The following is a 25,983-nucleotide window of genomic DNA, read 5'->3' as shown; positions in this document are numbered from 1 at the left end:
ATTCCTCCTATTTTTGGGTGTTTTTTTAAAGATCTTCACGGTAAAGTGGCATACTCATACAACGAGGGCCACCACGGCCACGTACTAGTTCACTTCCTGGAATGTAATTCAATTTCACGCCTGCTTCTTCTAGCGCTTTATTCGTAATCGTATTCCGATCGTAAACAACAACTTCCCCAGGGGCAATTGCTAATGTATTTGAACCGTCGTTCCATTGTTCACGGGCTGCTGCGGTTAAATTCCCAGCGCCGCAACGGATTAATTGAACATTGTCTAAATGCAAGTATTTGCATAAAATGTTATCTAATGTATCTTTTTCTTTTGTAATTTGGATGTCTCCATCTGCTTTTTCAGTGATCGAGTAAACAACCAAACCACCTTCGATTTCTGGATGAATCGTAAATTTATCATAGTCAATCATGGTAAAAACGGTATCTAAATGCATGAATTTACGATGTTCACCGATATCAAAAGCCAAGATATTTTTGAATCCTAATTTTTGTTCAAAAATATTTCTCGCAATTTTTTCAATTGACGCGGCATCCGTTCTTTGAGAAATCCCAATGGCCACCACTTCTTTTGAAAGAATTAATTCATCGCCACCTTCAATTCTGGTTGATTCTGAACGATCATAGACTCTAGGAACCTCTTTTCCAGCAAAACGAGGATGATAATCAAAAATGTATTGCCCAAAAATGGTTTCCCGTTGTCGAGTTACTGAATACATATGATTTAAAGAAATCCCGTGCCCCATTGTCGCAAAGTTATCACGCGTGAAGTATAAGTTAGGCATTGGATCAATAATGAATGGATAATCCGCTTCAACCATATCTGTTAAAAATTCTTGCTCATATTTAGGTAATTCTTGTTTTTGAATGCCAGCAATCGCTTTTTGAATCAGTTCTTCGTTGTCGTCAATTTCTAACATTAACTCTCTAACTTTTTCTTTTGCTGATTCGCTGCGAATATTGGCTTCTTCTAAGAATTGGTCAATAAATTGTCGGCGGACCTCTTCATTAATCAACGCTTCAGCAGCTAAGTCCTCTAAATAGACCACTTCGATATCTTTTGATCGTAACAACTCTGCAAATGCATCATGTTCTGCTTGTGCTTTTTCTAAAAACGGAATATCATCAAACAACAGTCTCTCCAGATAATCTGGCATTAAATTTTCTAATTCCTTACCTGGACGATGTAACATCACTGTTTTCAATTTCCCGATTTCAGAAAATACATTAATTGGATGACTCATGTGAAATAACCTCCTCAACTTAATTACAAACACAGAATAACAGACCTGATTAACCTAGGACGTGAGCCATTTGCCAAACAAAATACCAAATATACAACGGTATTCTTTCTTATGCATATTTCTAGCCTAAAAGAATGCGCTTTCATAGATATTCTAAAAAAATAATGCATAATTAAATAAAAAAAAATGCATTTATTCAAAAAAAATTATTTCTCCATGTACTTCATAAAGTTATAATCTTATAGAGGTAAAAGGAAGGGAGCCAGAAGTCAAAACGACTTCTGGCTCCCTTCCTTTTATGCGTTACTTTTTGACAAAGGTGTTGGCTGAATAAATTGTTGAAAATACTGCTCTAGTTCTTGTGCTTTTTCCTCGGATGATGAAACAATAATAACAGTGTCGAAGCCAGCGACAGAACATTTCTTTTCACACAAAGACACTTCATCAAGTACAGCTGAAAACAATGTTGCGTTGTCTGGTAATGTATGAACCACTAGTAAAAAGGCGACACGTTCAACTTTGGTCACTACCTCACGAATTGCTTGTATCAACTGTTCTTTTTTTCGTTCTTCTAAAGAAGTGAATTGTTCAAAAATCGTTAACCGCATCTCGCCAGACTCATCTAATGCTTTGACGACTTTTAATTCCCATAAATCCCGTGAAATCGTTGCTTGTGCGACATTTATCTCGCGCTTTTTTAATTCTCTTAACAACTCATTTTGACTATGAATTACGGTTGTTTGAATGATTTCTTTAATCAAACTTTGGCGTGTTTGCTTATTCACAAATAACACCCTTCCTCCAGACATTTACAAAGCAATACTAGCAGAATCTCTCTAATTAGAATAGAAAAAGGGTCGTTTAGCTAAAAGATTCTCATTGATTTCGTCGGATATTTCGCATTTAAAAAAGTGAGACTTGCACAATTTAGTAAAACGTTGTACAGTGATTTTAGGGAATTACTGGCACCGTTTTAAATAACAGCAATGATGTTTTTTTGCATGATTAACTGAACTGGAGGAAAGTAATGAACCGATTAAAACGCCAAACGATGATTAAGCGATTGGTCACAGAAAATGAAATCCATACACAAAGTGAATTACTAGCATTATTGGAAAAAGAAAATATTCACACCACACAAGCAACTATTTCTCGTGACATTCGTGAGCTGAATTTAAACAAAGTAGACAATGGTCAAGGAGAAGCCTATTATCGTATCTTGAATAATTCTGCCCTTCGTCCAAAATATAAAACAGATGAAGAACGTCTTGTTGACATTATTATTGAAACTGGTGTTTCTTTAACACAAATAGAGTTCACAAATCTTTTAACCGTCTTACCTGGCAACGGGCAAGCCATTGGGGTTTTAATTGATCGCATACGTATCCACAACCCTCATATCTTGGGCTGCATCGCTGGGGATGATACCATCTTAATTCTTTCAAAAAATAAAGAAGATGCCCTTGAAGTTAACAACTATTTCCAGCAGTATTTGTACCACCCATAATTCATCACTTAGTAAAATCGACTATTTTTTGACATCATTGCTATTTTTATTAAAGATAAAAATCTCCAGAGGATACTTTCCTCTGGAGATACAATTATTTCATTGAATCTCTTACTACTAATTATCAGATAACTATTTACATAAAATTAAACAGTTCAATTCAATATAATTTTCTCATCCACAAAATCTAAAGATTTTTCGTCATGAGCTATATATATCCTTAAACTCTTTGGTAATGTATCTCTGATATATTCTAATATTTTCCTTTTACTGCTCTGATCCAAATTACTCATGGCCTCATCTAAAATAAGTATTTTTGGCTTCCTTAACAATGCTCTAGCCAAATTTATTTTTTGTTTTTGTCCACTTGATAAATTAATTCCACCCTCTGCTATTACTGTATCTAATCCTAAAGGAAAGGAATTTATTACTTCTTCCAATCCTATATTTTTTAAAATATCATAAATATATTCATCATCGAATGAATCAGCTTCTAAGAACAGATTTTCTTTTACTGTTCCAGCCATTATAAACGGTCTGCTCGTTATCTGGATAACGTCTTTTCTATAGGAACTTATATTATTGAAAATATCGTTGTTACCAAGGTATATATGTCCTTGGTCTGGTTTATAAAGTGATGCTAAGATATTACTTAAAGTGCTTTTGCCACTGCCATTTTTACCGTAGATACCATATGTTTTTCCAAAATAAAATTCTTCTGAAAAATCTTTCAAAACATAAGAAGTAGCTCCGTAAGAAAATCGAAGTTTCTTTACAGATAATTTTTTTGAATTATTGAAGTCTATTTGTTTTGCGATAGATTCAGTTTCTTCTTTTGTCACATGAATGATATCATTTAACTTTCTAACCATAACAACTACGTTTTGTATCTCTTTTTGATATTCAATGATGTTTTTTACTGGTGAAGTAAAATAAGTTATCAGTGATATATAGGCTATTAGTAGCCCAATACTTATACCTCCATTAATTACTAATATCCCCCCTTGCCATAATACACAAAGTGTGCCTACTGATTCGATCAAAATAATGATACTAGATTGTACGTTCTGATAAATTACACTAATTTTTTCTTGAGAAGTCAGTTTTTTTGCATTTTTTAAAAATTTTCTAGTAAAAAAATTTTCTAATTGAAAAACTTTAACTGTCTCATATCCATTTAAAATCTCATTTAATGAAGTAATTGTTCTTGAATTTATGTCTATAATTTTAGTATTAACTTTATTTAAAGGCTTAATAAACAATATAGTAATTAATAAATAACTAAAAAATATTCCTAAGGTAATACTAAAAAGTTCCTTACTTATAACAAATAAGATAGCTCCACCTGCTAATGCTATAAAAAATTCCAAAAACAGCGATAGTACTAGTCTAGTCAATATTGATTGTACTTGTGTAGCTATATTATATCTTGTCAGCACTTCTCCACTGTTTTTACTTTTTAAGTTAACTATCTCCATATTTATAAGCTTATTCAAAAAAACTGAGAACAAGCTATCATTCATACGCTTTGACATTTTAGCTATAAACAACGTACGTACTATTCCTAAAATCCATTGAAATAGATATAACAAAATGATAGCCATAAATAAATAATTAAAATTATCAAGTATATTTAGATAGATTTTTTCAAAAAAGTTATATGTATGTATTTTCTGCACGCTTTTTTCTGTCTGTAATATAAAAGTATCTATAAATTTTTGGTAAGAGAAGCTTCCTATAAAAGAAATTAATGCCATTATGATTGAAAAAAATAAAACAATGCTCAAGGTTCCTTTTTCTTGCTTTAAGCTCTCATAATAAAAATTGTGATTTTTCATCTTAGGAACAGAATTTTTTATTTTATCTATATCAAAGTTCACTATTCTTCCTGTCCAAGTAGATTGAAAATCTTTTAATTCTTGTTTTAAAATCCCCAGAGCTGGGTCAAAGATTTTGATATGCTTTTTATTTATAGCTTCCACTACTACAAAATGAGCTAAACCTGATTTTGTAATGATATGTGCTATAAAAGGCAGATGTATTTCATTATTTTGTATACCTTCAATTAATTCAGCCCAATTACCTTCAAGCCCTTCAGGATTTAGGTTTAATTTTCTTGAGCCATCCAACATTCCTTGAATCGTAGTCCCAGATTCACTTGTTTTTGTTAATTCTTTAGCTGTCACCAGAGATAGCTTCCCACCAGAAAGGTTTACGATGGTTGCTAAACAAGCTGGTCCACAATCCTTTATTTCTGTTTGTCTTATCCTTTTAAACATATCTTCCCCCTATTTTGAAATATTTAGATATTACTTTTCGATATACAAAAATAAATTGAATTCCACAAAAAATAAGTACTCCTAAAAATAGTTTCAAATCATAGAATAAGAAAAAATTGAAAGGAGTAATTAAAAAAACTTGAGCACGAGTATCGATTAAAAAGTTATACAGATAGAAATATGAAATACTTGTTATAGATATCCCTATACCACTTCCTATCCATGTACCCGTTAATAATTTTAAACAAAACTCTTTAGTCAATTGTAGCGGACTACACCCAAGGGATGTTTTTATCTGTAGTTCTTGTTGTGACAACAAGAATCGTCTCTTTAATTGCATAACTATGTAAAAAATAAAAAATAAAAATAATGCAATTATTAATACTAACAAACTCACTTCCAGCATTGCTAACAAGAAAATTAATTCCTCTGAAGTATCATTATTAAACAAACGGAAAATTGGAGAGATGTTTTGAGCATCCTTTTCTTGGCTCTTTTTAAATAAATAGACATAAAAATATAATCGGACAAATACAGTAATCCATAAGTTAATAAACATTGAAAAATAGAAATATTTACTGATTGATTTTATTTTTAATAAGTAATTAGACCTATTTATAGTCAATTCTCCACCTCTATAACTTCATTCAATTTTTTTTCTGTTATTTCGTAAATCTTCTTCTTTATTGATGGAATCTGATCATAGTCATGTGTAACCACGATTAGAGGGATATTATACTTATTACTTACACGGTATAAAATATTCATTATTTTTTTTGATGTATCTGGATCTAAATTTCCTGTAGGTTCATCTGCCAAAATAAGTTCAGGATTTTTTATAATTGCCCTAGCAATAGCAACCCGTTGTTTCTCTCCTCCTGAAAGAAGAGAGATTCTCGTGTGTAGTAACTCTGTAATTTTTAACTCCACAGCTAGTTTCTCGACCTGTTTTTTGATAATCTGACTAGGAATTTTTTTTATTTTTAAGGGATAAGCAATATTTTCATACGCACTTAACCATTCAATTAGTTGAAAATCTTGGTGAACATAACCTATGCTCCGCCTATACGATATCAATTTTTTCCTCGTATCTAAACAGACTTTTTTTTCATCTAGAACAAATTCTCCCGTAAAATACGGATGTTCACCTGCGAGTATGTTTAAAAGCGTTGATTTACCTACGCCGCTTTTTCCTATAATAAAAGAGACTTCTTTACTAGAGAATTCAACAAAATCAATTTGATAAAGAAAAAAATTTTTTTGAGTCAGTACTTTTACATCTATCAACTTAATATTCATTATCTAACCTGCAATTCATTCTAAAAATACGCTATAATGTTTTTTTATTTGTTCTTTGTATGTGGAAGTAAATTCAAATATTACTTCTTCATCAGATACTAACAGAAATTCAACAACTACTGTGCTCGTTTTTAAAAATTTATCTCCCTCAATTTTAGTGGATAAATTTTTCAAATTAACTTCACCTTGTAAAGCCTTAACTGAAAATATATCTTTTATCTGTGTATTCTGAGGAACTCCATCATTCAATAAATTAAGTGTTAATTTTATACTATTGTTAGCTTCCTTTTTTAATTTACTTACTTCAACTAACTGAACATAATAATAGGGAAAGGCTATTTGTTCTGCTTCTGAATACGTTTCAACCACATCGATAGCCGAGTCATCATCTTGCTTATGCACTAGAGACTCAGGTGCAGCACATCCTGTAATAACTAACAAAGCTAAGATATTGTATAATACCTTCATATTTTTCATTCGTACAATCCTCATATTATCTGTGCAACTTCAAAAGAATACAATTTTTGTTGACTAAAACTGTATTCTTTTGAAAAGACAACATTTTATCTCCAATATGAAACAAAAATATGGTTATATACTTGCACATGTCTTAAGTAACCTGCTTTACTTCCACCACCTGCATTACACAACCAACAATGCCAATGAAAACCAGCTTTAACTTCTCTTGCAACCGTTTCGTTAATCTTTTTCATTTTATCACTCCTTCCTAAATTATAAAACAAATATATTATAATTAGAAAACAATGTCAATTGTTTTAATGTTAAAAAACATTGCTTGTCCAAAAGCTTGTATATAAAGTTATTTTTTGGTCAACCTTTGCATTTAGTTATTAAAGAATAAAAGCTGTAATGTAATTTTATTCTAATAAAATAATGAATTTTTCTTTTGAACACCGTCTTTTTTTTGTATAATAATCAAAAAGCAAAGAAAGGGTTTCTTATGACTGAACAATTCATACTCACTTCAAACGATCAACAAACTCAGCTCAATGTACGTCATTGGCCCTGTCCTTCACCCAAAGCCGTAGTTCAATTGATTCACGGCATGGCAGAGCATATCCAACGTTATGATGAATTTGCTCGTTTTTTAAATCAATTAGGGTTTGCCGTAATTGGGCATGATCATCTAGGTCATGGCGAATCTGTACAACCAAGCGCACCGATCTATGGTTTTTTTGGAGAACAAGGGCCTGAAAATGTCGTTACAGATATTCATCAAGTGAAACAATGGGCTATGAATCACTATCCACAATTGCCCTATTTTATGATGGGTCACAGCATGGGGTCTTTCGCCTTGCGCAACTATCTGCAAGACTATCCTGTGACTATGCAAGGAGTCATTTTCATGGGCACTGGAACAAGTCCGTTACCTTTAACCGCCGCATTGCCTTTTATTAAAAAAATGGCCGAGAAACAGCCGAAAAAACCAGCTCCGTTCATTGATAAGCTGGCATTTGGTTCTTTTAGCAAAAAATTTCCTGAAGCAAGTTCCTTTAATTGGCTTTCTAAAAATCAAGCCAATGTCGCTGACTATGAAAATGACCCATTAATGGGCTTCGTATTTACCAACAATGGTTTTGCTACCCTTTTTTCACTTGTTAAACGAGCAAATCAAAGGAATTGGTACCAAGCGATCCCAAAAGAATTGCCTATTTTAATCATTAGTGGCGCTGAAGACCCAGTTGGTGATTTCAGCAAGGGGCCAGCGAAAATTCAAAAGCAATTAAAGCATGCAGGTTTTCAGCACGTGACGTTACGACTATTTCCCACATTGCGTCATGAAATTTTATTAGAAATGGAAAAAGCAACAGTTTTTCAAGAAATTGGGCATTGGTTAACGGATTTAACGAATTAAAAAAGAAGGTTGATGTCACAACATCAACCTTCTTTTTTAATCTATTTTCGTTAAACCGCCCATATAAGGACGTAGAACTTCTGGAATCGTTACGGTGCCATCTTCATTTTGATAATTTTCCAAAATGGCCGCCACTGTTCGACCAACAGCAAGTCCTGACCCATTAAGAGTATGGGCATATTGAACTTGACCCGTTTTATCACGATAACGAATCAACGCCCGACGTGCTTGGAAGTCTTCACAGTTTGAACAAGAACTAATTTCTCGGTACGTTTTCTGTGCCGGAATCCAAACTTCTAAATCATAGGTTTTCGCTGCCGAGAAGCCCATGTCACCTGTCGAAAGAGTAATCACTCGATAAGGGAGGCCCAATTTTTCTAAAATGTCTCCAGCATTGTTGGTCATTTTTTCTAATTCTTCATAGGAGTGTTCTGCATCACTAAATTTAACCATTTCTACTTTATGGAACTGGTGTAAACGAATTAATCCTCGGGTATCACGGCCTGCGCTACCCGCTTCCGAACGAAAAGAAGGACTTAAAGCAGTAAAATAAATCGGTAACTCTTGCGCCTCTAAAATTTCATTATTATAGTAGTTAGTTAATGGGACTTCCGCTGTGGGGATCAGCGTCAAATCACTTTCTGCAACTTGGAAAACATCTTCTTTGAACTTAGGAAACTGACCGGTGCCAAACATTGCTTTGCTATTGACCAAATAAGGAGGAATCACCTCGGTATAACCATGTTCATTAACATGTTGATCTAACATAAAATTATAGACCGCTCGTTCTAAACGAGCCCCTAAGCCTTTGTAATAAAGAAAACGGCTACCAGATACTTTCGCGCCTCTTTCAAAATCTAAAATTCCTAAGGCTTCACCGATTTCCCAATGTGGTTTCGGTTCAAATGAAAAAGTTTTCGGCGTACTCCACCGCCGAACTTCTACGTTGGCGGCTTCATCTGCGCCAACAGGCACGCTCCCATGAGGTAAGTTAGGCAGACGTTCTGCAATGGCTGTGCATTGTTCTTGCAAATGAACAACTTCTTGGTCTAAAACTTTAATTTGCTCGCTAACTTCTTGCATATTTAGCAATTGTTGTGAAGCATCTTTTTGTGCACGCTTTAATTGTGCAATTTCTCCTGATACCTGATTACGGTGTTTTTTCAGTTCTTCAACTTTAACAAGTAACGCTCTCCGTTCTTCATCTAAAGCCAAAAAGCGTAATAAAACTTCCTCGTCCACACCACGTGTTTTTAACTTTTTCTGTACCACTTCTACATTTTGGCGAATTTTTTTCATATCCAGCATCTTATTTCCCTCTTCATGATTAAATTTTAAACAATGGTGAATTTTACTTTTTCAAAAATTTCATTCTTCATTCGTTGGCCAGTCGCTGTGCCAGCTAAGCCACCTAAACCCGTTTCTCTCAATTCTCGTGGTAATTGACGGCCGACTTTATTCATGGCTTCCACCACTTCATCTGCTGGTATTTTATTTACAATTCCAGCTAAAGCCATATCTGCAGCGATTAACGCATTGCCTGCACCTACTGTATTTCGTTTGACACAAGGAATTTCGACTAACCCAGCCACTGGGTCACAAACTAAACCTAATAAATTCCCTAAAGCCATAGCAAAAGCTTCAGAAGATTGGCGTGGTGTTCCGCCAGCCGCTTCAACAGCTGCAGCGGCGGCCATCGCTGAAGCACTGCCTACTTCGGCTTGACATCCACCAACAGCACCAGCAATCATCGCATTGTTGGCTGTGACCATTCCAAATAAAGAACTGGTAAATAAGAAACGAATTTGTTGATCACGCGTTAAATTCAAGGTATTTTTAATCGCTGTTAAAACCCCTGGTAAGGTGCCACTTGCACCAGCGGTTGGCGTTGCGCAAACAACGCCCATTGCTGCATTGACTTCATTAGTACCTAGTGCGGCTTGAACTGCAGACATCATTAAATCACCTGATAACGTTTTGCCAGCTGCGCGGTATTTTTTTAAACGTGCCGCATCACCGCCCGTTAACCCAGTAGGAGAAAAAACGCCTGCTCCTTCTTGCGAGCGTTTGACAGCAGCATCCATGACATCCAAATTTTGACCCATCTGTGTCCAAATTTCTTCATAGCTTTTTTGGCTACGCTCCATTTCTTGCTCAATCATCAAATCAGAGATTTTTTTTCCTGTTTTTTCAGCTTTATCGATAAATTCTTCAATCGAAAGGTACATATGTCAAACTCCTATCATAATAAGATTATTTTCGATGTGTCATCTAGTGAAAACAGTTGTTCTTTCACCGAGGAAATTGGTGCCGAATCTAAGTCAAAGATGAATAAAATTTGATTCCCTTCCACATAACGAGACACCGCATTCACTTGAATATTATTTTTTTGTAACGTATCTTTAAAAGCTTGCATCGCCTGCTCTTCTTGATTAATGACTAACAAAATAGGTAAAGGACCATGTAGTTGTACATTGAAACCGTCTAATTCAATGTATTTCACCTCGATAGTACCGCCACCTACAGAAATTCCTGTTAAATGGATTTCGTGCGTTGCATCACTGAGTGTCACACATGCTGTATTAGCATGCTTCACTGGACTTTCTTCACTCATTTCTAAAAATTGAATCTCGATTCCTTGTTCTTCCGCAAGTTCAATGGATTGTGTTACGTTGGCATCATCTGCTGCTAGTCCAAGAATTCCACCAATAATTGCAAAATCAGTCCCATGTCCTTTATGCGTGTCTGCAAAAGATTCATAGTATTTAATCACAATTTTTTCTGGCGTTCCGCCGAATAACTTTCTTGCCGCTAAGCCAATTGCTAAGGCCCCAGCTGTATGCGAACTAGAAGGACCAATCATAATAGGACCGATAATGTCAAAACAACTTTTGTAGTTCATTACTTTGTTCACTTTTTTAGGTTTATTGATGGCCATAGCTGTGTTCATACGTAACTCCTCCTTTGGTTTTTACTGCTTCTTTTTCTTTTTCACTGGTTACTTCCGTCGTTCCTTCAAATTCTGGTGTATTATCCACCGCTTCAATTCTGTAACGTTTAAAGACCAGCGCACCTAAAAATCCAAACATCAGACTGACCACTGTGATAATCGCTACTGCTAGTAAAGTCGTTTGAATGGCATTGTTACCTAATGTCACAAGTAAACCAGCCCACGGTGTTGCCATTCCTGTCACAGGTACTTTTAAGCCAAAGAAAGTCACTACAATACCACTAACCATTCCTGAAAATAAATTCGTTGCGTAAATAGGTATTGGATTGGAGCTGATGATATCGACTTGTGTTAATGGCTCAATTGCCACAGCTAACGGAGTTGAAGCTGTGCCTAGTTTTAACTTTTTAAATAGCGCCGCATTGACAATGGAACTGCCGTAACAAGTCAACGCACCGACAGCCATTGGTACACCAGTCAAACCAATCAAGGCAGTTAAAACCATTGAACTTAACGGTGTCATACCAACAATCGGGATAATAGCACCTAAAATTGCGCCCATCACATATGGATTGCCATCTACTGCACTTAAAATCGTGCCCCCAATAACTTCTAGGACACCTAATACAACGGGTTGAATAAAACCAGCAACTAACGAAGCAGCGACTGGAATGACTAAAATAACGACTAATAAGTCAATCCCTTCTGGAATACGTTTTTGCATCTGCTCAACAACAAAAGATAAAAGATACGCGGTAATAAAAGCTGGTAACAAGCTGACTTTAATCAATGACAGACCTAAAATAATTGAAAAAACTGGACTAATCCCGAAAGCCAGCGGCACAAGAGCTCCAGCTGCTAAACCACCTAGACTACCCATAGTTTCACCAATTTGCGACACATAATCTAAATGAAAAACGCCGCCTACTGCATACCGCAAAAATGCCTCTGGTAGAAAGGTGGCACAAGCTGCACCAGACAAAGCACTTAAAGATTTTTTCCCTCGCGGTGCTTTAAAAGAGAATAGGGACATGCCACATAAAACTAAGACTAACATCAAGATTCCTGATAACGTTTTCATTTCTTTGCCTCCAACTATATTTTTTTATAACGGATGGTACTCCTGAATAAAATTTTTATTGCTCAACAAGTGAAAGAATGAGCGAACATTTCGATGAACTAAAGTACAATGAGTAACAAAAATTTCATTCCACATTCAGAGTATACGACTAAACAAAAGTTTAGTCAATGTATTTTTTTAACGTAAAGAATCTTATTGCTTTTCCATTAAAAAAGTATTACACTAAAATTAATTTCAGTGTAGGGGAGGATATCACTTGGAGTCATATTTACGTTTAAGTGAAGTAGATAAACAAATCTTACATTCACATGCCTTAATGCTTGATGGATTAGGGAACTTCTTTGGTAGTACCCATGAAGTCATTCTTCATAGTTTAGAAAATTTGGAAAGTTCAGCTATCAAAGTCATCAATGGCCATTTCAGTAACCGCAAGGAAGGTGCCCCCATTACTGATATGGCGTTAAAAATGTTAAGTCAAGTAGAGTCGGAACATGATTACGCTGTGAAACCCTACTACAATAAAAATCAAAAAGGGGTTATTTTAAAATCTTCCACCATTCCAGTTATCGGTGAAAATGATCGTATTATTGGATTGATCTGTATCAATATGCATTTAGAAATGCCATTAATTGATTACTTGCAAGACTTATTACCTTCAGGACAACAAAATGATATGTCCCAAGAGCTTAAAAATTCTGAACATTTTTCTGACAATATTGACGAATTAATCACTACTTCACTGACAAAAGTAAAACAAGCAGTAGAAAGCGATCCAAATGTATCACATTTGAATCAAAATAAAGAAATTGTTATTCGTTTATATGATCAAGGAATTTTTAATCTCAAAGATTCTGTCATAAAGATTGCCGATCGATTAGGTATTTCAAAAAATACCATCTATTTACATATCCGCAATCATAAAAAAGAAGAAGCTTAAAACATCAAAGCCACCAACGCTAACTAGCGTTGGTGGCTTTGATCACTTCTCTTCTATTTTAATTTGGTAAATCAAACAAGTAAGGTGTCCCTATTTCTCCATTTAACGTAACATCTAAGCGATTTTTTGTGCCGGGAACTAAATTACTGGCTGTGAAATTCCCTTGGGCATCCGCAGTAAAACTTGCTAAAATCACCCGCGCATCATCTGCACGTGACACTAAAATAGTTGCATTCGGTGCTGTTTTACCAGAAATTGTTCCTTGTTTCGGATCAATCGTAATATTGCTAAAAGAAAGCGCTGCTTCTTGTCCTGAACTTGGAATGTCAATTTGGACAGGTGCACTATTCCGTTGATCAACGGTTGCGATTAATTGAGTAGTCGCTCCCGCTCTGGGACTAATTACTGTAAAATTGCCATTGGCATCCGCATAAAAAACACCTGCTTGTGCAGAAGCATCACCGACTACCGTTGCTGTAATGGTTGCATTAGGTAATGTAGTACCATTAATTTCATTTCTTTCAGGATTGAAAACAACATTGGTAATTGTAATGTTTGTATCAGGTGCTTGGTTTTGAGGGACTTCATTCGTTCCATCAGTTCCTGCAGAAGGCTGCGTGGCATTTTCTGACGGATTTTCCCCTGTCACATTAGAATTTTGACCCGTGACAGACGAATGACTACTTTTCATTTCTTGTTGACTAGAGGATTTCTGCGTGGCTTTCTTTGTTTCTTGCTTTGGCTTAGAATCATTTGTGCTTGCTGTTTTTTTGTTTCCACATCCTGCTAGACTTAAAGACAATACACTGAACGTTAACATACTGAACAAAGCAATTTTTTTCATTTTTCGTTACCTCCAGAAATCTTTTTGTAACATTAATGTAACATTGTTTTAAAAATCTAGCAATAATTTTTCAACCGTTTTCCTTTTTGTTTAAAAAGAAAAAACCTGCACAAAGGCATTTAGCCTTTGTGTAGGTTTTTATCTGCTAAATGGATTTAATGTTTGCGATAGCTTAAATAGTAAAAGCCAGAAACAAAAATGGCACCACCAATGATATTACCTAAATAAACAAAAATAAAATTACGGAAAAAATCCCCCCACTGAACGCCGCCTTCAAAAATTGCGGCTGGAATGATGAATGCATTCGCCACACTATGCTGAAAGCCAATTGCAACAAAAATCATTACTGGAAACCAGATGCCTAATAGTTTCCCCGCTGCATCTTTCGCACCATAACAAAGCCATAAGGCCAGACCTACGAACCAGTTACAGCCAATACCTGAAATAATTGCTTGAAGCCAAGTTGCTGCAACTTTATGTTCTGCAAGAGAAAGAACCTGATTTAAATAGGCGCCGCTACTGGTTAAACCTAAATAATGGCCAAAAAAATAGGCAACAAATAGGGCGCCAACCATATTTGCCAATGTAATTGTGACCCAGTTCACGAGTAATTCTCTGAAAGAGACCTTTTTAGCAAACCAAGCCGTACTCACCGCCATCATATTTCCTGTGATTAACTCACCACCAGCCATTAAAATAACAATTAGACCAATTGGGAAAACCGCAGCTCCCACTAAAGCTTGAACACTGGCTAAATCTGCTGGAATAGAGGCGGAAACACGCACATAAGCCAAATAGCCGAGGGAAATCATGGCACCGCCGATAAATCCTAAAATGAGTTTTGCTACCAAAGGCTTTTGAATTTTTTTCTGACCATTTTCAATACTAATACTTAAAATTTCATCTGGTGTATACAAACATTTCACTTCCTTTGTTTTTTGTCCTCCTTTACTTTACCCTTATATCACAGAAATTCAAGTACTTTTGTGTATTTTTTCACTAAAAACTGTAGTTCTTTTAATTTTATATGAAAACATCCTGAAACAAGTCCTATTTCTTGTTTCAGGATGTTTACTTATCCGTTTTTAAAGAGTTATCTTTTCACTTTAAAACAATAGGTTGCTATGGCTAACGATAAAAAGTTCAGGCCTAGGAAGCTCCCAACTGCTGAAGATTGTTCCCCTGTTTTGGGGAATTTTTTCTTGGCAATTTTGGTCGTATTATCCGCTTTTTTGACTGTTCCTGACGATTCTTTATTTGTCTGTATCTGTTTAGTTGCTTGGTTTTCTGCTACTGATTCCTTTGTTTGACTAGCCTTGGCAGAGGGCTTGGAATTACTTTGAGCGTCATTAGGATCTTGATTAGACTCTACCGCGTAAATGACAGAATTCTGGCCTTTGTTTTGGCTGCTTTCGTTTACAGGGCTTGGGGTGCTACTCTCACTTGTACTGTTGGTTGCGCTGGTCGTACTTGAAGCACTACTTTCGCTGGTACTACTTGTTTTACTGGTTGTACTTGGTGTGTTGCTTTCATTTGTATTGCTTGTTTCACTTGTCGTACTTGAGGTACTACTTTCGCTGGTTGTGCTTGGCGTGTTGCTTTCACTCGTACTACTGCTCTCACCTGTTGTGCTTGGCGTGTTGCTTTCACTCGTACTACTGCTCTCACCTGTCGTGCTTGGCGTGCTGCTTTCACTCGTACTACTGCTTTCACTTGTCGTGCTTGAGGTGCTGCTTTCGCTGGTATTACTGGTTTCGCTGGTTGTGCTTGAGGTGCTGCTTTCGCTGGTACTACTGCTCTCACTTGTCGTGCTTGGCGTGCTGCTTTCGCTGGTATTACTGGTTTCACTGGTTGTGCTTGAGGTGCTGCTTTCGCTTGTGTTACTAGTTGTCTCTGTTGATTTTTCAACTAACAGAAGTAACGCCGTTTTTATGGTTTGTGTTAATTGATTAATACGCTTTTGTGCATCTACGGGCGTTTTAAAGCCACCAAGTGTTGGCTCTAATAATTCTTCATCTGACCAAGCAAGCAGTTGTTGTAACTGCTTAGAGCTTCCTTCGCCAGTTGTTGTATCTATTAAGGCTTCTTGCATGGCTTGCCAAGAGTCTTTGGTATATACAGATTCGTCTAATTTATGAACGCTTGCAAGTTCATTTTCTGCTTCTGTACGCTCTAGCGTGATATCGGCTTTTTTGACTAATACTTTCATTGCAGATTGCAAATTACTTGTTAACTGATCCACTTGCTCTTGGGTTTTGTCCTGACTCTCCTGACCTTCTGCTAACAATTGTGTCGCCTGCTGATAATAGGAAGGAACAATTGTTTTAGGCCCAATGGCAGTGAATAGCTGCCAAGAGTAAACTGTATATTGGTTTGCTTCACCAATCGAAGCATAAACGGTTTGTAGCTGGGACAAATCAAGCTTTTTTGCCGGAGCCTCTACCGTCACCGGTACGTTCACTGTTACCAATGAACCTGTTTCATAAGTTAATTGAACAGTCACTTTTTGTTGGCCGATTTCATTTAAGACCTCTGGATTGACGATTTTAGCGGCTGGGACTGCTTCATCCGCGTCATTTGTATTAGCAACCAGTTGCTGCGGATCGATTGATTGTCCTTGCACAATCGTTGTAGCCACAGGGGTTGCTAAAGTATTTCTAACCGGAATTGGCGTATTTTTATATTGCTCGTAAAGTGTTGGTGAAACCAACGATTCCCATGTTGCTGGCATTAAGCGATAGTCCGCCTCTGTCCAATTTTCTACCAATAATTGGCCGTTTTTAAGGCCATCATCTCGAGTATTGTCTTTCACAAAACTCGTTTCTGGTCGGAAACCACCGCCACTAGCGATTAACAATTCCCGACGTCGATTTTGCGGAATATTATGGTAGTTAACAAACTGATTGTTGATAAATACGCCATTGAACACATTGTTATTTCCTGTATGTCGATTGTACTCCATTCCAATTGCATATTGATTGTCCCAATACTTCCAATCAAAAATGTTGTTAGCCACTAACCAGTTGGATAATTCTGAAATAGCTCCCTCTGCTTGCGTTTCTGCCAAACCAATCTCTGGTGTTCCATACATAATGAGGCCTGTATTTCGCAAATAATTATTCATAATCGTAATATTACGACCTGATTTAAACTTAAATCCGCCAGCTGGACCATTTTGTAGTCCACGTAAATGATTCCCCACCACCGTGATGTTTTGAGCGCCACGGAAATAAATTGCATGATCTCCCACCAGACCATTCAAGTCTTCATTATCATAAGGTGAATAGAAAAAATTATGTTGAACAGTTACATCCTTCAGCATATTAAAAGAATTAACCCCGGTGGATAGATAGTTTTGTTCATTAGGTACTGAAATAGCACCGGCTTCAATGGCTGTTTGCAAACGTGTAATAGTCGCTGCTAAGTCTGAACAACTGGTACTTTTAATCGCATCTAATTCTGTCACTTTTAAACCAAATAGATTGTCCACGATGTCTACATCTGACATATACTGGAAGCGACTTGGCGTTGAATAACCACCAATGTAAATCGCTCGGTTAAAATCACCTCCCGATTGCATATGTGCCGTGTCTCGCATGAAAATATTACCTGAAATTTTAACGCCAATATCTGCATTTAAATTGACCACGAATCCTTTTAATGGATTATAAAAGATATTGTTTGCTAGCGTTAATTGATTCGTCAATTTTAAGGTCACATTGATGCCGTCAAAAGCAATATTTTGAAGTCGTACATTGGTTTTCGTCCCGTACGTTGTGTCTGTTAGCTGAATCGGTGCACCTGTAGCATTATGTAAAATAGTGGCTCCTGTTGTATCGCCAATTAATTGATAATTTGAAGAAATCACAATATCTTTTGACAGAGCATAACTTCCCTGTGGTAAAAATAATGCCCGTCCTTCCCTTGCTGTCTGACTCAGCAACGTCTGTAACTTCTCTGTTTGATCCTCTGTGCTATTAGGCATCATCGCTTGCGCACCAAAAATCGTTGTATCTGTTGCGTTAACTGGTTCAACCGCTTCAGTCACCATTGGTAGACCCACCACTGTCAATAAACCAAATAGAAGAATGAGCATTGTTTTCTTCATGTGTTTCCCACTTTTCATTCCGTTACTTCCAACGGCTTATTTTGTAAAAGTTGATACAGCGTAATAACACGACTGTCTTCGTATGCATAAATTTTTTTAAATTTTGGATTCATATGTAAGATACTTGTTACCTTTAACAAGTTTTGATTTGTGACTTCTAATTCTAAAGCCTCAACCAATTCCTTTAAGCGAACACCGGCACTATTTTCTTCACAACTTAAAATTTCTTCAATTTGTTCCATCCGTTTTTTCATCTCATCCCGCCTTCCTTCCCTTGCTCTTTCTATTATATAGAAAAATTCTTGTGAGAACCCTCAATATTTTTTAACTGACTGTTAAAAAAAGTAGTAGTTCCTTTGCTATCAATAGCTAACCATCTATTATTTACGATAAAAAAAGCAAAAAAAGTACCTTTTTGACATAATTTTCAGAAGAATTGACGCAGTATTTATTAAAAAACAACGAGAAAACGTCAATAAGTAGGTAATCAACACCTACTTATTGACGTTTTCTTCTTGTCTTTTTTTACTTTTTAGAAAAATTTTTTTACAATTTATCGGACATATGCATCAAAAAAGCCCATTTTTTTGATTTTTTATTAAAGTGACGTGGTTCTTTTCTCGTTAATTTTTACTATTTTTTGGTTCAAACGATTATATTGCTCAAACGTTAACTCACTTGAAAGTAAAAAGATCTCTGGATGGCCCGTTTCTACATCTGCCAAAGAAGTCACTAATAGTAAATCAATATTTTGCCATTCTTCTTTGCTTGCTTCACTGTATCGTAAAACTTCCAATGCATAAAACCGACGAAAATTATTTTCAATCGAAAGTTTCACCCGTTCTTCTTCCAGTACTGGCAAGCCTGATTTTAACCCTAAAACAATTTTTTGTTCACGATGAATTAAATCATTAGAAAGCGCCAAAACACTAGAATAACGCAAAGCCAAAAATTCTTTATTTGTAAATAATTCATTGCCTGTTTGTTCGTAAAGTTGATTTAAGCCTTGGCTTAATTCTTCTAAAAGAACCGGATATTTTTCTTTGACTTTATTCCAAAAGACATTATACATTTTCACATTTTGGACATAGTAAAGTTCGGCAAATAAATGTGTAGCAAACAAATAATAAAAAATTTGCGGACGAATTTTTTCCAATTGCGGCGTCATTTGTATTTCTTCTAATAAGAAATGTTGGACTAAATGAGTCAACATATAAACAGGCGCTTCAGACTCATCAAAATGCGCTAAAATTGCTTGTGCAGTGGTTTCATCTTGATAAAATTGGTCATTGGCTAACAAGAAAAAGTACACAAAAGTTAAATCGTTTTTGTTAAGGAAAAGGGTTGTAGCTGTCATCTCTTCTATAAAGGCTTGGTAATGTTTATTACCTTCTAAATAAGTTTCTTGCTCGGCTGAAGGTCGATATTCGGCGCCTTGCGCACTACGGACTTTTGAGATAGCGACCATATATTTAACTCGGCGTATCACCGTTTCCGCAACTTCTACGTTGAAAAAAGCCATCATTTTTTGGACAGTTTGTGCGACTTCCGTTTCTTGTATATAGTCAAAAGGCCAAGTATCACGGATTAAGTCCATAAAAATAGTGTAAGCAAAATGGCGCAAATACGCTTCATTGCCTTCAATTTTCCATGTGCTTTTATTAATCACTAACCCCAATGGTGCTAAAATTTCTGTAAACCCTTTGAGCAAGCGCCGAATCGTGGCATCACTGGTATGATATTTTGCTGTCGCTGGCACAATCCCATTAAATCGACCCCAGAATAAATCTTCCATTACTTGATAAGTTAAACTATCCCGAAAAATTGCTGTATAAAGTTTCTGGAACGCTTGGCTAGACGCCAAGTTCAAGCGATAGCCATGCCCCTTTTCAAAAGCCAAAGAAGCATCATTATCCACAGCATAATACGTAATGTCATCTTTTAGGAGTTCTACGTATTTTTTGACTGATTTTTTGTTTAATTGTAATTCTTCTGCTAACTCATTGATGTCAATCCAGCCTTCATTAATTGGCAAGTTTCTTAAAATAATAATTTTAGAAACGACATCTGTATCGAATATATCAACATATTCATCCCATTTCACTGTTCACTCAACTGCCTCTCTTCTGTTCTATTGTACACAAAATGAGAAATCTATTCCACGAAAAAATAACAGTTGTTTCTTTTATTCTTTCGTAGATGTGGACGTTTCAGGAACAAACACGTTGAGTCCCCCAGCTTCCACCGTTACTTTAATCGGTAAATCATCGGTAGGATCGCCATCTGTTCGTGTTTGGACTTTCTTGTCTTTTTCGCCCCTAATTTTAAATTGACTCCCAGAGAAATACACGACACCAGGAATTTCATTTAATTGTCCTCTGATAATTTTAGGTAAATAATAGACAAACTTGTAAAAAACTAACTTAGGCAAAATGATAATGTGCACTTCGCCGTCATCTGGCGTGGCATTGGCATCGAAATTGGTAAAGCCGCCAGCAGAATTCGTCATGGTCATCGTTAATAATTGGGCTTTGCCATGCCAACGTCTTTCATCGCCATCAATTTTTAGTTTGTACTTTTTCTTTTTCATTAATAAGCGGAAAAATTGCTTTGTAAAGGCTAAAGGACCATATTTTTGTTTCTCCTGTTGGGTCACATTTGCTGCTGTGTCCGCTAATAGTCCAATCGTTAAGGTCGAAATCATCACATCTTGATTTACCATTCCAAAGTCAACTGGCGTGGTCTGTCCTGCCAAAATGGTCTCAAAGGCGTCTTCTTCTTTCAAAGGAATACTTAACACACGCGCAAAATTATTGACTGTTCCACCTGGAATAATCCCTATTTGATAGTCACGAATGGTGTCTTTAAAATTTTGAACGGCATGATGAATGGTCCCGTCACCACCAATGACGACCAAGACACCCACTTGATTTTCTTTGGCATTTTTCCGCATTTCTTCAGGATCAATGTCTGGATTGGAAGGTTGCAAAATAACCGCTTCCCCTTTCGCTTCTGCAGCTTTTTTAAAGCGTTCTGCAATCTCTTTACTTTCACTACTTCCTGAAGTTTCGTTGTATAAAACCATCATCTTTTTCATCATTCTATCCTCATATCTCTAACTAAATTTCTTGCACATGTAAAGTGTACAATATTTTAGCCAAAATACCTAAAGATAGCATCGAAAAACAAAGGCTGAGGCACAAGCGATTTGCTCCAAGAACTCAGTAAGTTCTGTTCAAAGGCTAAACTGCGATGAAGGCTTACCTGAGAATGTCAATAAGAAGGAGCTACTTTTGTTCAGTTGATTAGCTTAAGATGAAAAAACAGGCCATCCGTCGAAAGGACGGATGGCCTGTTTTTTTATAGCTTTTGCTTATTTCTTGCTCTTTTTATAGAAGAGCCAACTTGCCAAACTGACCAACAGGAGGCCGATAAAGACAAAGAAGTAATTGACTTGTGTGTTGGTTTTCGGTAAACCAAGCCAACCTGTCTCTCTAGCTGCTTGTTTCGTTGTTGGCTGATTTGGTTTTGTTTTTTTGGATACAGGTTGTTTCTCGTTAACAAACGTGCCCGCATCCACGAGTTCAGGTTTGTCTTTCGCTGTTGCCGCAATAGTGAATGCGACTGCTTGCTTAGACAGTTGGTAACCATCCGGTGCTTTTGTTTCCACAAAGGTATATTTTCCTGGTTGTAAGTGGTTCACTTGAACTAACCCTTGGTTGTCAGAACGTAATGAACGAGCGACAGTTTGCCCTGTCTCTGCATCTGTCACTTTAAATTCAGCACCTGCTAAGGCATTCTTTTGCTGATCAATTGGACCATTCTTTCTCATTTCTTTCATCCTTCCTCTACTAACGACACATAGAAGAGAACGTTCACTTCGTACCAATTTTTTATTTTAAACCAAATAAGTGAGTGCTCTTCTGTTGTCTTTCTTCCTTGCTAAAACAGACAGCCAACACACCTTTTCTTTTTATCTCCTCAAAACGCACTCTTACTTCGAATGCGGATTCATTTTCTGCTTTTTCCTATAGACTCTTCTATAAGAATAAGAAGAGTATAACGAGATTTTTCAGCAAAAATTATCAACAACTTCTCCTCCAAATAGAAAAAGTTGATGAAATCCCAGAAACCCTTTTCATCTTTATGAAAACACTCCTTTAATCCTTTTTTATTTGTACTAGTCCTTCTTCCACTATACCGTTTTTTTAATTTTTTTTCATAAGAACTAACCAGACAAAAAAGCCTATTTGTATAAGCTATTTAAGCTAAAAAATCAATAGACTCAAATTATCATTTTTGTTATTTAAATGTTTTATATAAACCATTTGTTTTTCTTAATAATTTTTTGCTCTATCATTTTTTATCCGCATTTTCTTCTATTTAACACATTTAGTTCTTCTTGATTTTTAAGAATAGATACAGTAGCATAAGAACAACTAGTTCTTTCACTGGCAATTGTCAATGTCGCTTAGAAAAGAATGTTTTATCTGTATTATCTGAAAAATCAAACAAGCGTAACCAATTAGAAAGGTGGTTATTATGCATAACTTATTAACCAAACAGGAAATTCAGTTACTTTCCCTAATTGAATACTTGTATGACAGTAAAGAAAAAGTCCCCATGCAAGTACTCCGGCGAAAATATGAATTTTCCCATTACAATATCAACAATTTATTGAATCAATTAACTTTATTAATTTCTCGAGTCAATACACATGAAAATGTACATATTCGCATTATTAATAATCAACAGTCCATAGAATTAGTCGCCGATGAAAATATCCCGATTGAGTTAATGAAAGAAGCCGTAGTTCGCGGGTCATTAACTTATATGTTAGCCTTAGATTTACTTTTAAAACGCTATACTTCAGCCAAAGATTTTTGTGAAGAGCATTTCATTAACTTTTCTATTTTCAAACAAGTCAGTGACCGTTTAAACAATTATCTAGCTAGATTTAATTGTTATTTAAATTTAAAAAGGCGAGAAAAAATTTGTGGCAAAGAGAAAGATTTTCGTAGTTTCTTTTACTCCTTATTTTTCATTTCAGGAACTTCTCTCGTTCCTTTTTTATCTAAAACCAATCAAGCGCAATTGCAGAATTTTATTGAAATCATCAAAAACCGTTATCCTTACTTTACATATACCGATTTACGCAAATTAAAATTAATTATGTCCATAGGTTTACTCCGTTACCAATCTGATTTTACAATCAGCGATTATCCTGAAATTGCTACGATCAATTTAGCCTTTCCTTATTCAGAATTTCAATTATTAGTGAATGATTGTTTTATTAATGAACAAAAAGAACCCGACACATGGCGGGCTGAAATTCGTTTCTACTATGATTTTTTCAGTACATTAACGATGTATTCACTTGAACAAATAGAAACAGTCAACTTTGCCAACTTAGCGATTATGGGCATGGATGAAAGTCCCCATGTCACCTGGATTTTTGAAAAATGTACGCAATTACAGTTGGATTTAAGCGCAATAGAAGTAGTCTTTTTGTTGGTTAATTTATCCAATGCCAGTGAACGACTGATTCATTTCCCTGTGGAAGAGGAATTGAGCTATGAGGTTGCTAATGTCTCTTTGTATGAAAAACAATACCCAAATGTTTCACGAACAACCAACTATTTCTTAAAGCGTTTGCCTTTTGACAAACAACATCCACTAGATGCGTTATTTAAAGAAACCATTTTTCTAATTATTCGGAGCGTTTTATTAAATAAACAAATTCCTGTTAAAATTTTACTTCATTCATCTATTAATCAGATACAAGAAAATTGGTTAGCGAAGGAAATCAATAATTATTGCGATGTTCCTTTGAAATTTGTTAATCATATTCAAGAAGTGCCTGACTTAGTCATTACTGACAAAAATAATCCGCTTTTTCACGCCAGTAAAACCTTTTATTGGCATCCCGTTCCTTATTTAGACGAATACCATAACTTAAAACAAGTCGTCCGCAAAATTTATTTTGCCAAATTACGTGGGGAAAACAGTTTGGAGGGAATCGGATGTTAACAGGATTACTTGATGTACCTTATCGTAAAAGTTTTGCTCTTTTAGAAGAATTACTCGAACGTCGTGAAGCAGAAGAGCAAACATTGGCGATTTCTACTTTAGCCACTCAATTAAAAATGCAACAAAATACCATTCTACAATCTGTAGCTTTGCTCCAAACAGAAATTGAAAAAAACGGCTGGGAGAACTTATTTTCTTTATCAGCAACTGCTAAAGAAATCACATTTTGGTTTGCACCCTATTTCCAACTGTCGTTTTTGATGCCCTACTTTGTCAAAAAAAGTTTCGCGTATCAAGTGCTGACCTATGCCTTTAACCATAATGCAATTGATAGCAAACATTTTGAAAAAGTTTTAGAAATTTCTTCGTCAACCTTTACACGAAAAATTGGTCAACTAAACCAATGGCTCCAAAAATATCAGATTGAAATCAATTTAAAACGTACCAACGTGTTGGTGGGCAAAGAAAAAGATATTCGGATTTTCTTTATGATGCTTTTTTGGAACAATTACTCTGAAGAGGATTGGCCATTGCATACAATCACAAAAAAAGAAGTCCATAGTCTCTTTCGACGTTTAAAACATTCTGTTTCCTTCAATACAACACAAGATTTTACAAAAGACTTGATTTTTTCTGCGGTGATTTTAGCGCGTTGGAAAGAGGGCTTTTTTATCAAAGAAACTTTCGTAGAGGAAGAAGCGATTGTTAATCCCTTTGTTAATCTGAGTGAATTTGAATTGTTTTTTAAAGAAGAAGCCTTACACCAAGTTCCAACAAAATTTATACAAAAAGAAGGGCTTTTTGCCTTTTTCTTATTAACGATTAGTGTCAGCTACGCCACACAAGATGTCTTGGAAATTCCAGCAGCACGGATGCATATGGTCCAGCTATTAGGCTCACCCATTAAAGAGATCATTTATCAACTGACGTCTTTTTATCAAATTAAATTGACATTTCACGAGTATCTTTATCTATATACTTCTATCCAAAATTTAAGTGTCTTTTTTAAGACCTTTGTCACGATTGCCAATCCATTTGTGCAAGAAAGCTTTTTAAAAGAAGCACTTCAAAAAAATCCGAGTCTCTACAAAGATGTGAAGCGACTTACAATTGAAATGCTTCCAACATTGATGGGCAATGAAAAATTGTTAGTTGACTGCTTGTTCATTCTTTTCTGTACACTGAAAACGAAATCTTTACCACCGATTCGTGTCTTAGTACGGACCAACCAAAGTAACTTAATTTTAGATACCCTTTATGAAAAGCTAAGTAAAGCCGTGGATAAAAAATTAATTTTTGTCGCTTCACCAGAAAAGCCTTTCGATGTAATTATTACAAATATCTTTTCAGAAATTAGTGTCAAATCAACGATTCCTACTTATTATGTTGATTTTTCCGCTAGCATTGGTGAACTAGCGCAGAGCTTAGAAAACTTAAATACACAAATTGTCACCAAACAAAGTCCACGCCACTTTTAAAAGTTTTCACGTGAAACATTTTAAGTGATAAAAATTACAAAAAACGCCAAAAGGTAGCAGAAAAACTGCTACCTTTTGGCGTTTTTTACGAAAATTTTCAATGTTCCACTCTAGTGATACCGAAACGTAGAACATTCATTTACTAACTACTCATTTTACATGACGTTGTTATTTTCTGTCACCAATTCTAGCTCTTGCAAGTAATGATCCAAAGTCGCATGATGTTGATCGACATCGGCTAACTCTGTTTCAATTTTAGCTAAACGCGTGTTCATGCGTTGAATTTCCGTTAGTGTTTGTTGTAAAACGTTTAAAATCCGTTCATCGTTAGGCATTGAAATC

The 25,983-nt window shown here is 35.7% G+C and carries 23 protein-coding genes and 1 pseudogene; 5 read left to right on the top strand and 19 right to left on the bottom strand.

The genetic code is table 11. The annotated features are described in order from the left end of the window. Positions 1-25 precede the first annotated feature (25 nt). Both arcA and IGL93_RS00480 read right to left on the bottom strand, forming a co-directional pair. On the bottom strand, positions 26-1,252 hold the full coding sequence (gene arcA, locus IGL93_RS00485; RefSeq protein ID WP_002356129.1) for an arginine deiminase: 1,227 nt from the start codon (positions 1,250-1,252) through the stop codon (positions 26-28). A 296-nt stretch (positions 1,253-1,548) separates the two neighbouring features. Beyond that, a complete protein-coding gene (locus IGL93_RS00480) occupies positions 1,549-2,061 on the bottom strand; it encodes an arginine repressor (RefSeq protein WP_002387472.1) in 513 nt (170 codons plus the stop codon). A 218-nt stretch (positions 2,062-2,279) separates the two neighbouring features. On the opposite strand from IGL93_RS00480, the gene IGL93_RS00475 reads away from it, so the two are divergent. Continuing rightward, positions 2,280-2,759 (top strand): arginine repressor, encoded by a 480-nt coding sequence (locus tag IGL93_RS00475; protein WP_002356125.1) that lies wholly within the window; start codon positions 2,280-2,282, stop codon positions 2,757-2,759. A gap of 155 nt (positions 2,760-2,914) precedes the next feature. On the opposite strand, the gene IGL93_RS00470 is transcribed toward IGL93_RS00475, so the two are convergent. From IGL93_RS00470 to IGL93_RS00450, 5 genes are all read right to left on the bottom strand, one after another. Continuing rightward, positions 2,915-5,038: a peptidase domain-containing ABC transporter gene (locus IGL93_RS00470; protein WP_010775483.1), complete on the bottom strand. Its 2,124-nt coding sequence runs from the start codon at positions 5,036-5,038 to the stop codon at positions 2,915-2,917. Then, on the bottom strand, positions 5,031-5,663 hold the full coding sequence (locus IGL93_RS00465) for a hypothetical protein (protein WP_010713635.1): 633 nt from the start codon (positions 5,661-5,663) through the stop codon (positions 5,031-5,033). The genes IGL93_RS00470 and IGL93_RS00465 overlap by 8 nt, the downstream gene beginning before the upstream one ends. Next, positions 5,660-6,337 carry an ABC transporter ATP-binding protein gene (locus IGL93_RS00460; protein WP_002383460.1) on the bottom strand — a complete coding sequence of 226 codons (678 nt, stop codon included), beginning with the start codon at positions 6,335-6,337 and terminating at the stop codon, positions 5,660-5,662. Before IGL93_RS00460 ends, IGL93_RS00465 begins: the two co-directional genes overlap by 4 nt. A 15-nt stretch (positions 6,338-6,352) precedes the next feature. After that, positions 6,353-6,814, bottom strand: coding sequence for a hypothetical protein (locus IGL93_RS00455; RefSeq protein ID WP_010713637.1), 462 nt, complete (start codon positions 6,812-6,814; stop codon positions 6,353-6,355). 86 nt (positions 6,815-6,900) lie between these two features. Further along, on the bottom strand, positions 6,901-7,050 hold the full coding sequence (locus IGL93_RS00450) for a hypothetical protein (RefSeq protein WP_002367605.1): 150 nt from the start codon (positions 7,048-7,050) through the stop codon (positions 6,901-6,903). 212 nt (positions 7,051-7,262) lie between these two features. On the opposite strand from IGL93_RS00450, the gene IGL93_RS00445 reads away from it, so the two are divergent. Beyond that, a complete protein-coding gene (locus IGL93_RS00445; protein WP_016618549.1) occupies positions 7,263-8,213 on the top strand; it encodes an alpha/beta hydrolase in 951 nt (316 codons plus the stop codon). Positions 8,214-8,249: 36 nt separating this feature from the next. On the opposite strand, the gene serS is transcribed toward IGL93_RS00445, so the two are convergent. From serS to IGL93_RS00425, 4 genes are read right to left on the bottom strand one after another with little or no spacing between them, the layout of a single operon-like run. Then, the gene (gene serS / locus IGL93_RS00440; RefSeq protein WP_010775481.1) at positions 8,250-9,521 is read right to left on the bottom strand and encodes a serine--tRNA ligase; all 1,272 of its coding nucleotides are present in this window, start codon (positions 9,519-9,521) and stop codon (positions 8,250-8,252) included. 26 nt (positions 9,522-9,547) lie between these two features. Continuing rightward, the gene (gene sdaAA / locus IGL93_RS00435; protein ID WP_002356122.1) at positions 9,548-10,441 is read right to left on the bottom strand and encodes an L-serine ammonia-lyase, iron-sulfur-dependent, subunit alpha; all 894 of its coding nucleotides are present in this window, start codon (positions 10,439-10,441) and stop codon (positions 9,548-9,550) included. 14 nt (positions 10,442-10,455) lie between these two features. Then, positions 10,456-11,151: an L-serine ammonia-lyase, iron-sulfur-dependent subunit beta gene (gene sdaAB, locus IGL93_RS00430; protein ID WP_002387470.1), complete on the bottom strand. Its 696-nt coding sequence runs from the start codon at positions 11,149-11,151 to the stop codon at positions 10,456-10,458. Further along, positions 11,138-12,244, bottom strand: a complete 1,107-nt coding sequence (locus IGL93_RS00425; protein ID WP_002383466.1) for a PTS sugar transporter subunit IIC — start codon at positions 12,242-12,244, stop codon at positions 11,138-11,140. Before IGL93_RS00425 ends, sdaAB begins: the two co-directional genes overlap by 14 nt. Positions 12,245-12,560: 316 nt before the next feature. Between IGL93_RS00425 and IGL93_RS00420 the strand changes: the two genes are divergently transcribed. Then, complete coding sequence (locus IGL93_RS00420) at positions 12,561-13,181, top strand: helix-turn-helix transcriptional regulator (RefSeq protein ID WP_002383467.1); 621 nt, start codon at positions 12,561-12,563, stop codon at positions 13,179-13,181. Between the two features lie 58 nt (positions 13,182-13,239). On the opposite strand, the gene IGL93_RS00415 is transcribed toward IGL93_RS00420, so the two are convergent. The 7 genes and pseudogenes from IGL93_RS00415 to IGL93_RS00385 all read right to left on the bottom strand — a co-directional run. Beyond that, positions 13,240-14,025, bottom strand: a complete 786-nt coding sequence (locus tag IGL93_RS00415; protein WP_010713639.1) for a lipoprotein — start codon at positions 14,023-14,025, stop codon at positions 13,240-13,242. Between the two features lie 155 nt (positions 14,026-14,180). Then, positions 14,181-14,942, bottom strand: a complete 762-nt coding sequence (locus IGL93_RS00410; protein ID WP_002389593.1) for a formate/nitrite transporter family protein — start codon at positions 14,940-14,942, stop codon at positions 14,181-14,183. 176 nt (positions 14,943-15,118) lie between these two features. Then, positions 15,119-18,151: a glycosyl hydrolase family 28-related protein gene (locus tag IGL93_RS00405; protein WP_010775479.1), complete on the bottom strand. Its 3,033-nt coding sequence runs from the start codon at positions 18,149-18,151 to the stop codon at positions 15,119-15,121. Next, positions 18,148-18,387 carry a hypothetical protein gene (locus IGL93_RS00400; protein ID WP_002356115.1) on the bottom strand — a complete coding sequence of 80 codons (240 nt, stop codon included), beginning with the start codon at positions 18,385-18,387 and terminating at the stop codon, positions 18,148-18,150. Before IGL93_RS00400 ends, IGL93_RS00405 begins: the two co-directional genes overlap by 4 nt. Before the next feature lie 344 nt (positions 18,388-18,731). Next, on the bottom strand, positions 18,732-20,237 hold the full coding sequence (locus tag IGL93_RS00395) for a helix-turn-helix domain-containing protein (RefSeq protein WP_010775478.1): 1,506 nt from the start codon (positions 20,235-20,237) through the stop codon (positions 18,732-18,734). Positions 20,238-20,318: 81 nt separating this feature from the next. Beyond that, positions 20,319-21,233 carry a diacylglycerol/lipid kinase family protein gene (locus IGL93_RS00390; RefSeq protein ID WP_010707947.1) on the bottom strand — a complete coding sequence of 305 codons (915 nt, stop codon included), beginning with the start codon at positions 21,231-21,233 and terminating at the stop codon, positions 20,319-20,321. 273 nt (positions 21,234-21,506) lie between these two features. Further along, a pseudogene (locus tag IGL93_RS00385) lies at positions 21,507-21,947 on the bottom strand (SpaA isopeptide-forming pilin-related protein); the annotation flags it as partial. Positions 21,948-22,675: 728 nt separating this feature from the next. Between IGL93_RS00385 and IGL93_RS00380 the strand changes: the two are divergent. Together IGL93_RS00380 and IGL93_RS00375 are read left to right on the top strand one after the other, a co-directional pair. Beyond that, entirely contained in the window at positions 22,676-24,163 is a 1,488-nt protein-coding gene (locus IGL93_RS00380; RefSeq protein WP_010775476.1) for a helix-turn-helix domain-containing protein, read from the top strand. Further along, positions 24,157-25,641: a helix-turn-helix domain-containing protein gene (locus tag IGL93_RS00375; RefSeq protein WP_010775475.1), complete on the top strand. Its 1,485-nt coding sequence runs from the start codon at positions 24,157-24,159 to the stop codon at positions 25,639-25,641. The genes IGL93_RS00380 and IGL93_RS00375 overlap by 7 nt, the downstream gene beginning before the upstream one ends. Before the next feature lie 155 nt (positions 25,642-25,796). Here IGL93_RS00375 and IGL93_RS00370 read toward each other — a convergent pair whose 3' ends face one another. Then, positions 25,797-25,976: a hypothetical protein gene (locus IGL93_RS00370; protein WP_002381345.1), complete on the bottom strand. Its 180-nt coding sequence runs from the start codon at positions 25,974-25,976 to the stop codon at positions 25,797-25,799. Positions 25,977-25,983 lie beyond the last annotated feature (7 nt).

This window comes from Enterococcus sp. DIV1328a, from assembly GCF_050536905.1.
In the GTDB taxonomy this organism is placed as follows: Bacteria; Bacillota; Bacilli; order Lactobacillales; family Enterococcaceae; genus Enterococcus; species Enterococcus faecalis.
This window is presented reverse-complemented; position numbering and strand designations above follow the sequence as displayed.

Coding starts and splice junctions, on each gene's coding strand:
- arcA (WP_002356129.1), bottom strand. CDS start 1,252: ATGAGTCATCCAATTAATGTATTTTCTGAAATCGGGAAATTGAAAACA.
- IGL93_RS00480 (WP_002387472.1), bottom strand. CDS start 2,061: ATGTCTGGAGGAAGGGTGTTATTTGTGAATAAGCAAACACGCCAAAGT.
- IGL93_RS00475 (WP_002356125.1), top strand. CDS start 2,280: ATGAACCGATTAAAACGCCAAACGATGATTAAGCGATTGGTCACAGAA.
- IGL93_RS00470 (WP_010775483.1), bottom strand. CDS start 5,038: ATGTTTAAAAGGATAAGACAAACAGAAATAAAGGATTGTGGACCAGCT.
- IGL93_RS00460 (WP_002383460.1), bottom strand. CDS start 6,337: ATGAATATTAAGTTGATAGATGTAAAAGTACTGACTCAAAAAAATTTT.
- IGL93_RS00455 (WP_010713637.1), bottom strand. CDS start 6,814: ATGAAAAATATGAAGGTATTATACAATATCTTAGCTTTGTTAGTTATT.
- IGL93_RS00450 (WP_002367605.1), bottom strand. CDS start 7,050: ATGAAAAAGATTAACGAAACGGTTGCAAGAGAAGTTAAAGCTGGTTTT.
- serS (WP_010775481.1), bottom strand. CDS start 9,521: ATGCTGGATATGAAAAAAATTCGCCAAAATGTAGAAGTGGTACAGAAA.
- sdaAA (WP_002356122.1), bottom strand. CDS start 10,441: ATGTACCTTTCGATTGAAGAATTTATCGATAAAGCTGAAAAAACAGGA.
- sdaAB (WP_002387470.1), bottom strand. CDS start 11,151: ATGGCCATCAATAAACCTAAAAAAGTGAACAAAGTAATGAACTACAAA.
- IGL93_RS00425 (WP_002383466.1), bottom strand. CDS start 12,244: ATGAAAACGTTATCAGGAATCTTGATGTTAGTCTTAGTTTTATGTGGC.
- IGL93_RS00420 (WP_002383467.1), top strand. CDS start 12,561: ATGCTTGATGGATTAGGGAACTTCTTTGGTAGTACCCATGAAGTCATT.
- IGL93_RS00415 (WP_010713639.1), bottom strand. CDS start 14,025: ATGAAAAAAATTGCTTTGTTCAGTATGTTAACGTTCAGTGTATTGTCT.
- IGL93_RS00405 (WP_010775479.1), bottom strand. CDS start 18,151: ATGAAAAGTGGGAAACACATGAAGAAAACAATGCTCATTCTTCTATTT.
- IGL93_RS00400 (WP_002356115.1), bottom strand. CDS start 18,387: ATGAAAAAACGGATGGAACAAATTGAAGAAATTTTAAGTTGTGAAGAA.
- IGL93_RS00390 (WP_010707947.1), bottom strand. CDS start 21,233: ATGATGAAAAAGATGATGGTTTTATACAACGAAACTTCAGGAAGTAGT.
- IGL93_RS00380 (WP_010775476.1), top strand. CDS start 22,676: ATGCATAACTTATTAACCAAACAGGAAATTCAGTTACTTTCCCTAATT.
- IGL93_RS00375 (WP_010775475.1), top strand. CDS start 24,157: ATGTTAACAGGATTACTTGATGTACCTTATCGTAAAAGTTTTGCTCTT.
- IGL93_RS00370 (WP_002381345.1), bottom strand. CDS start 25,976: ATGCCTAACGATGAACGGATTTTAAACGTTTTACAACAAACACTAACG.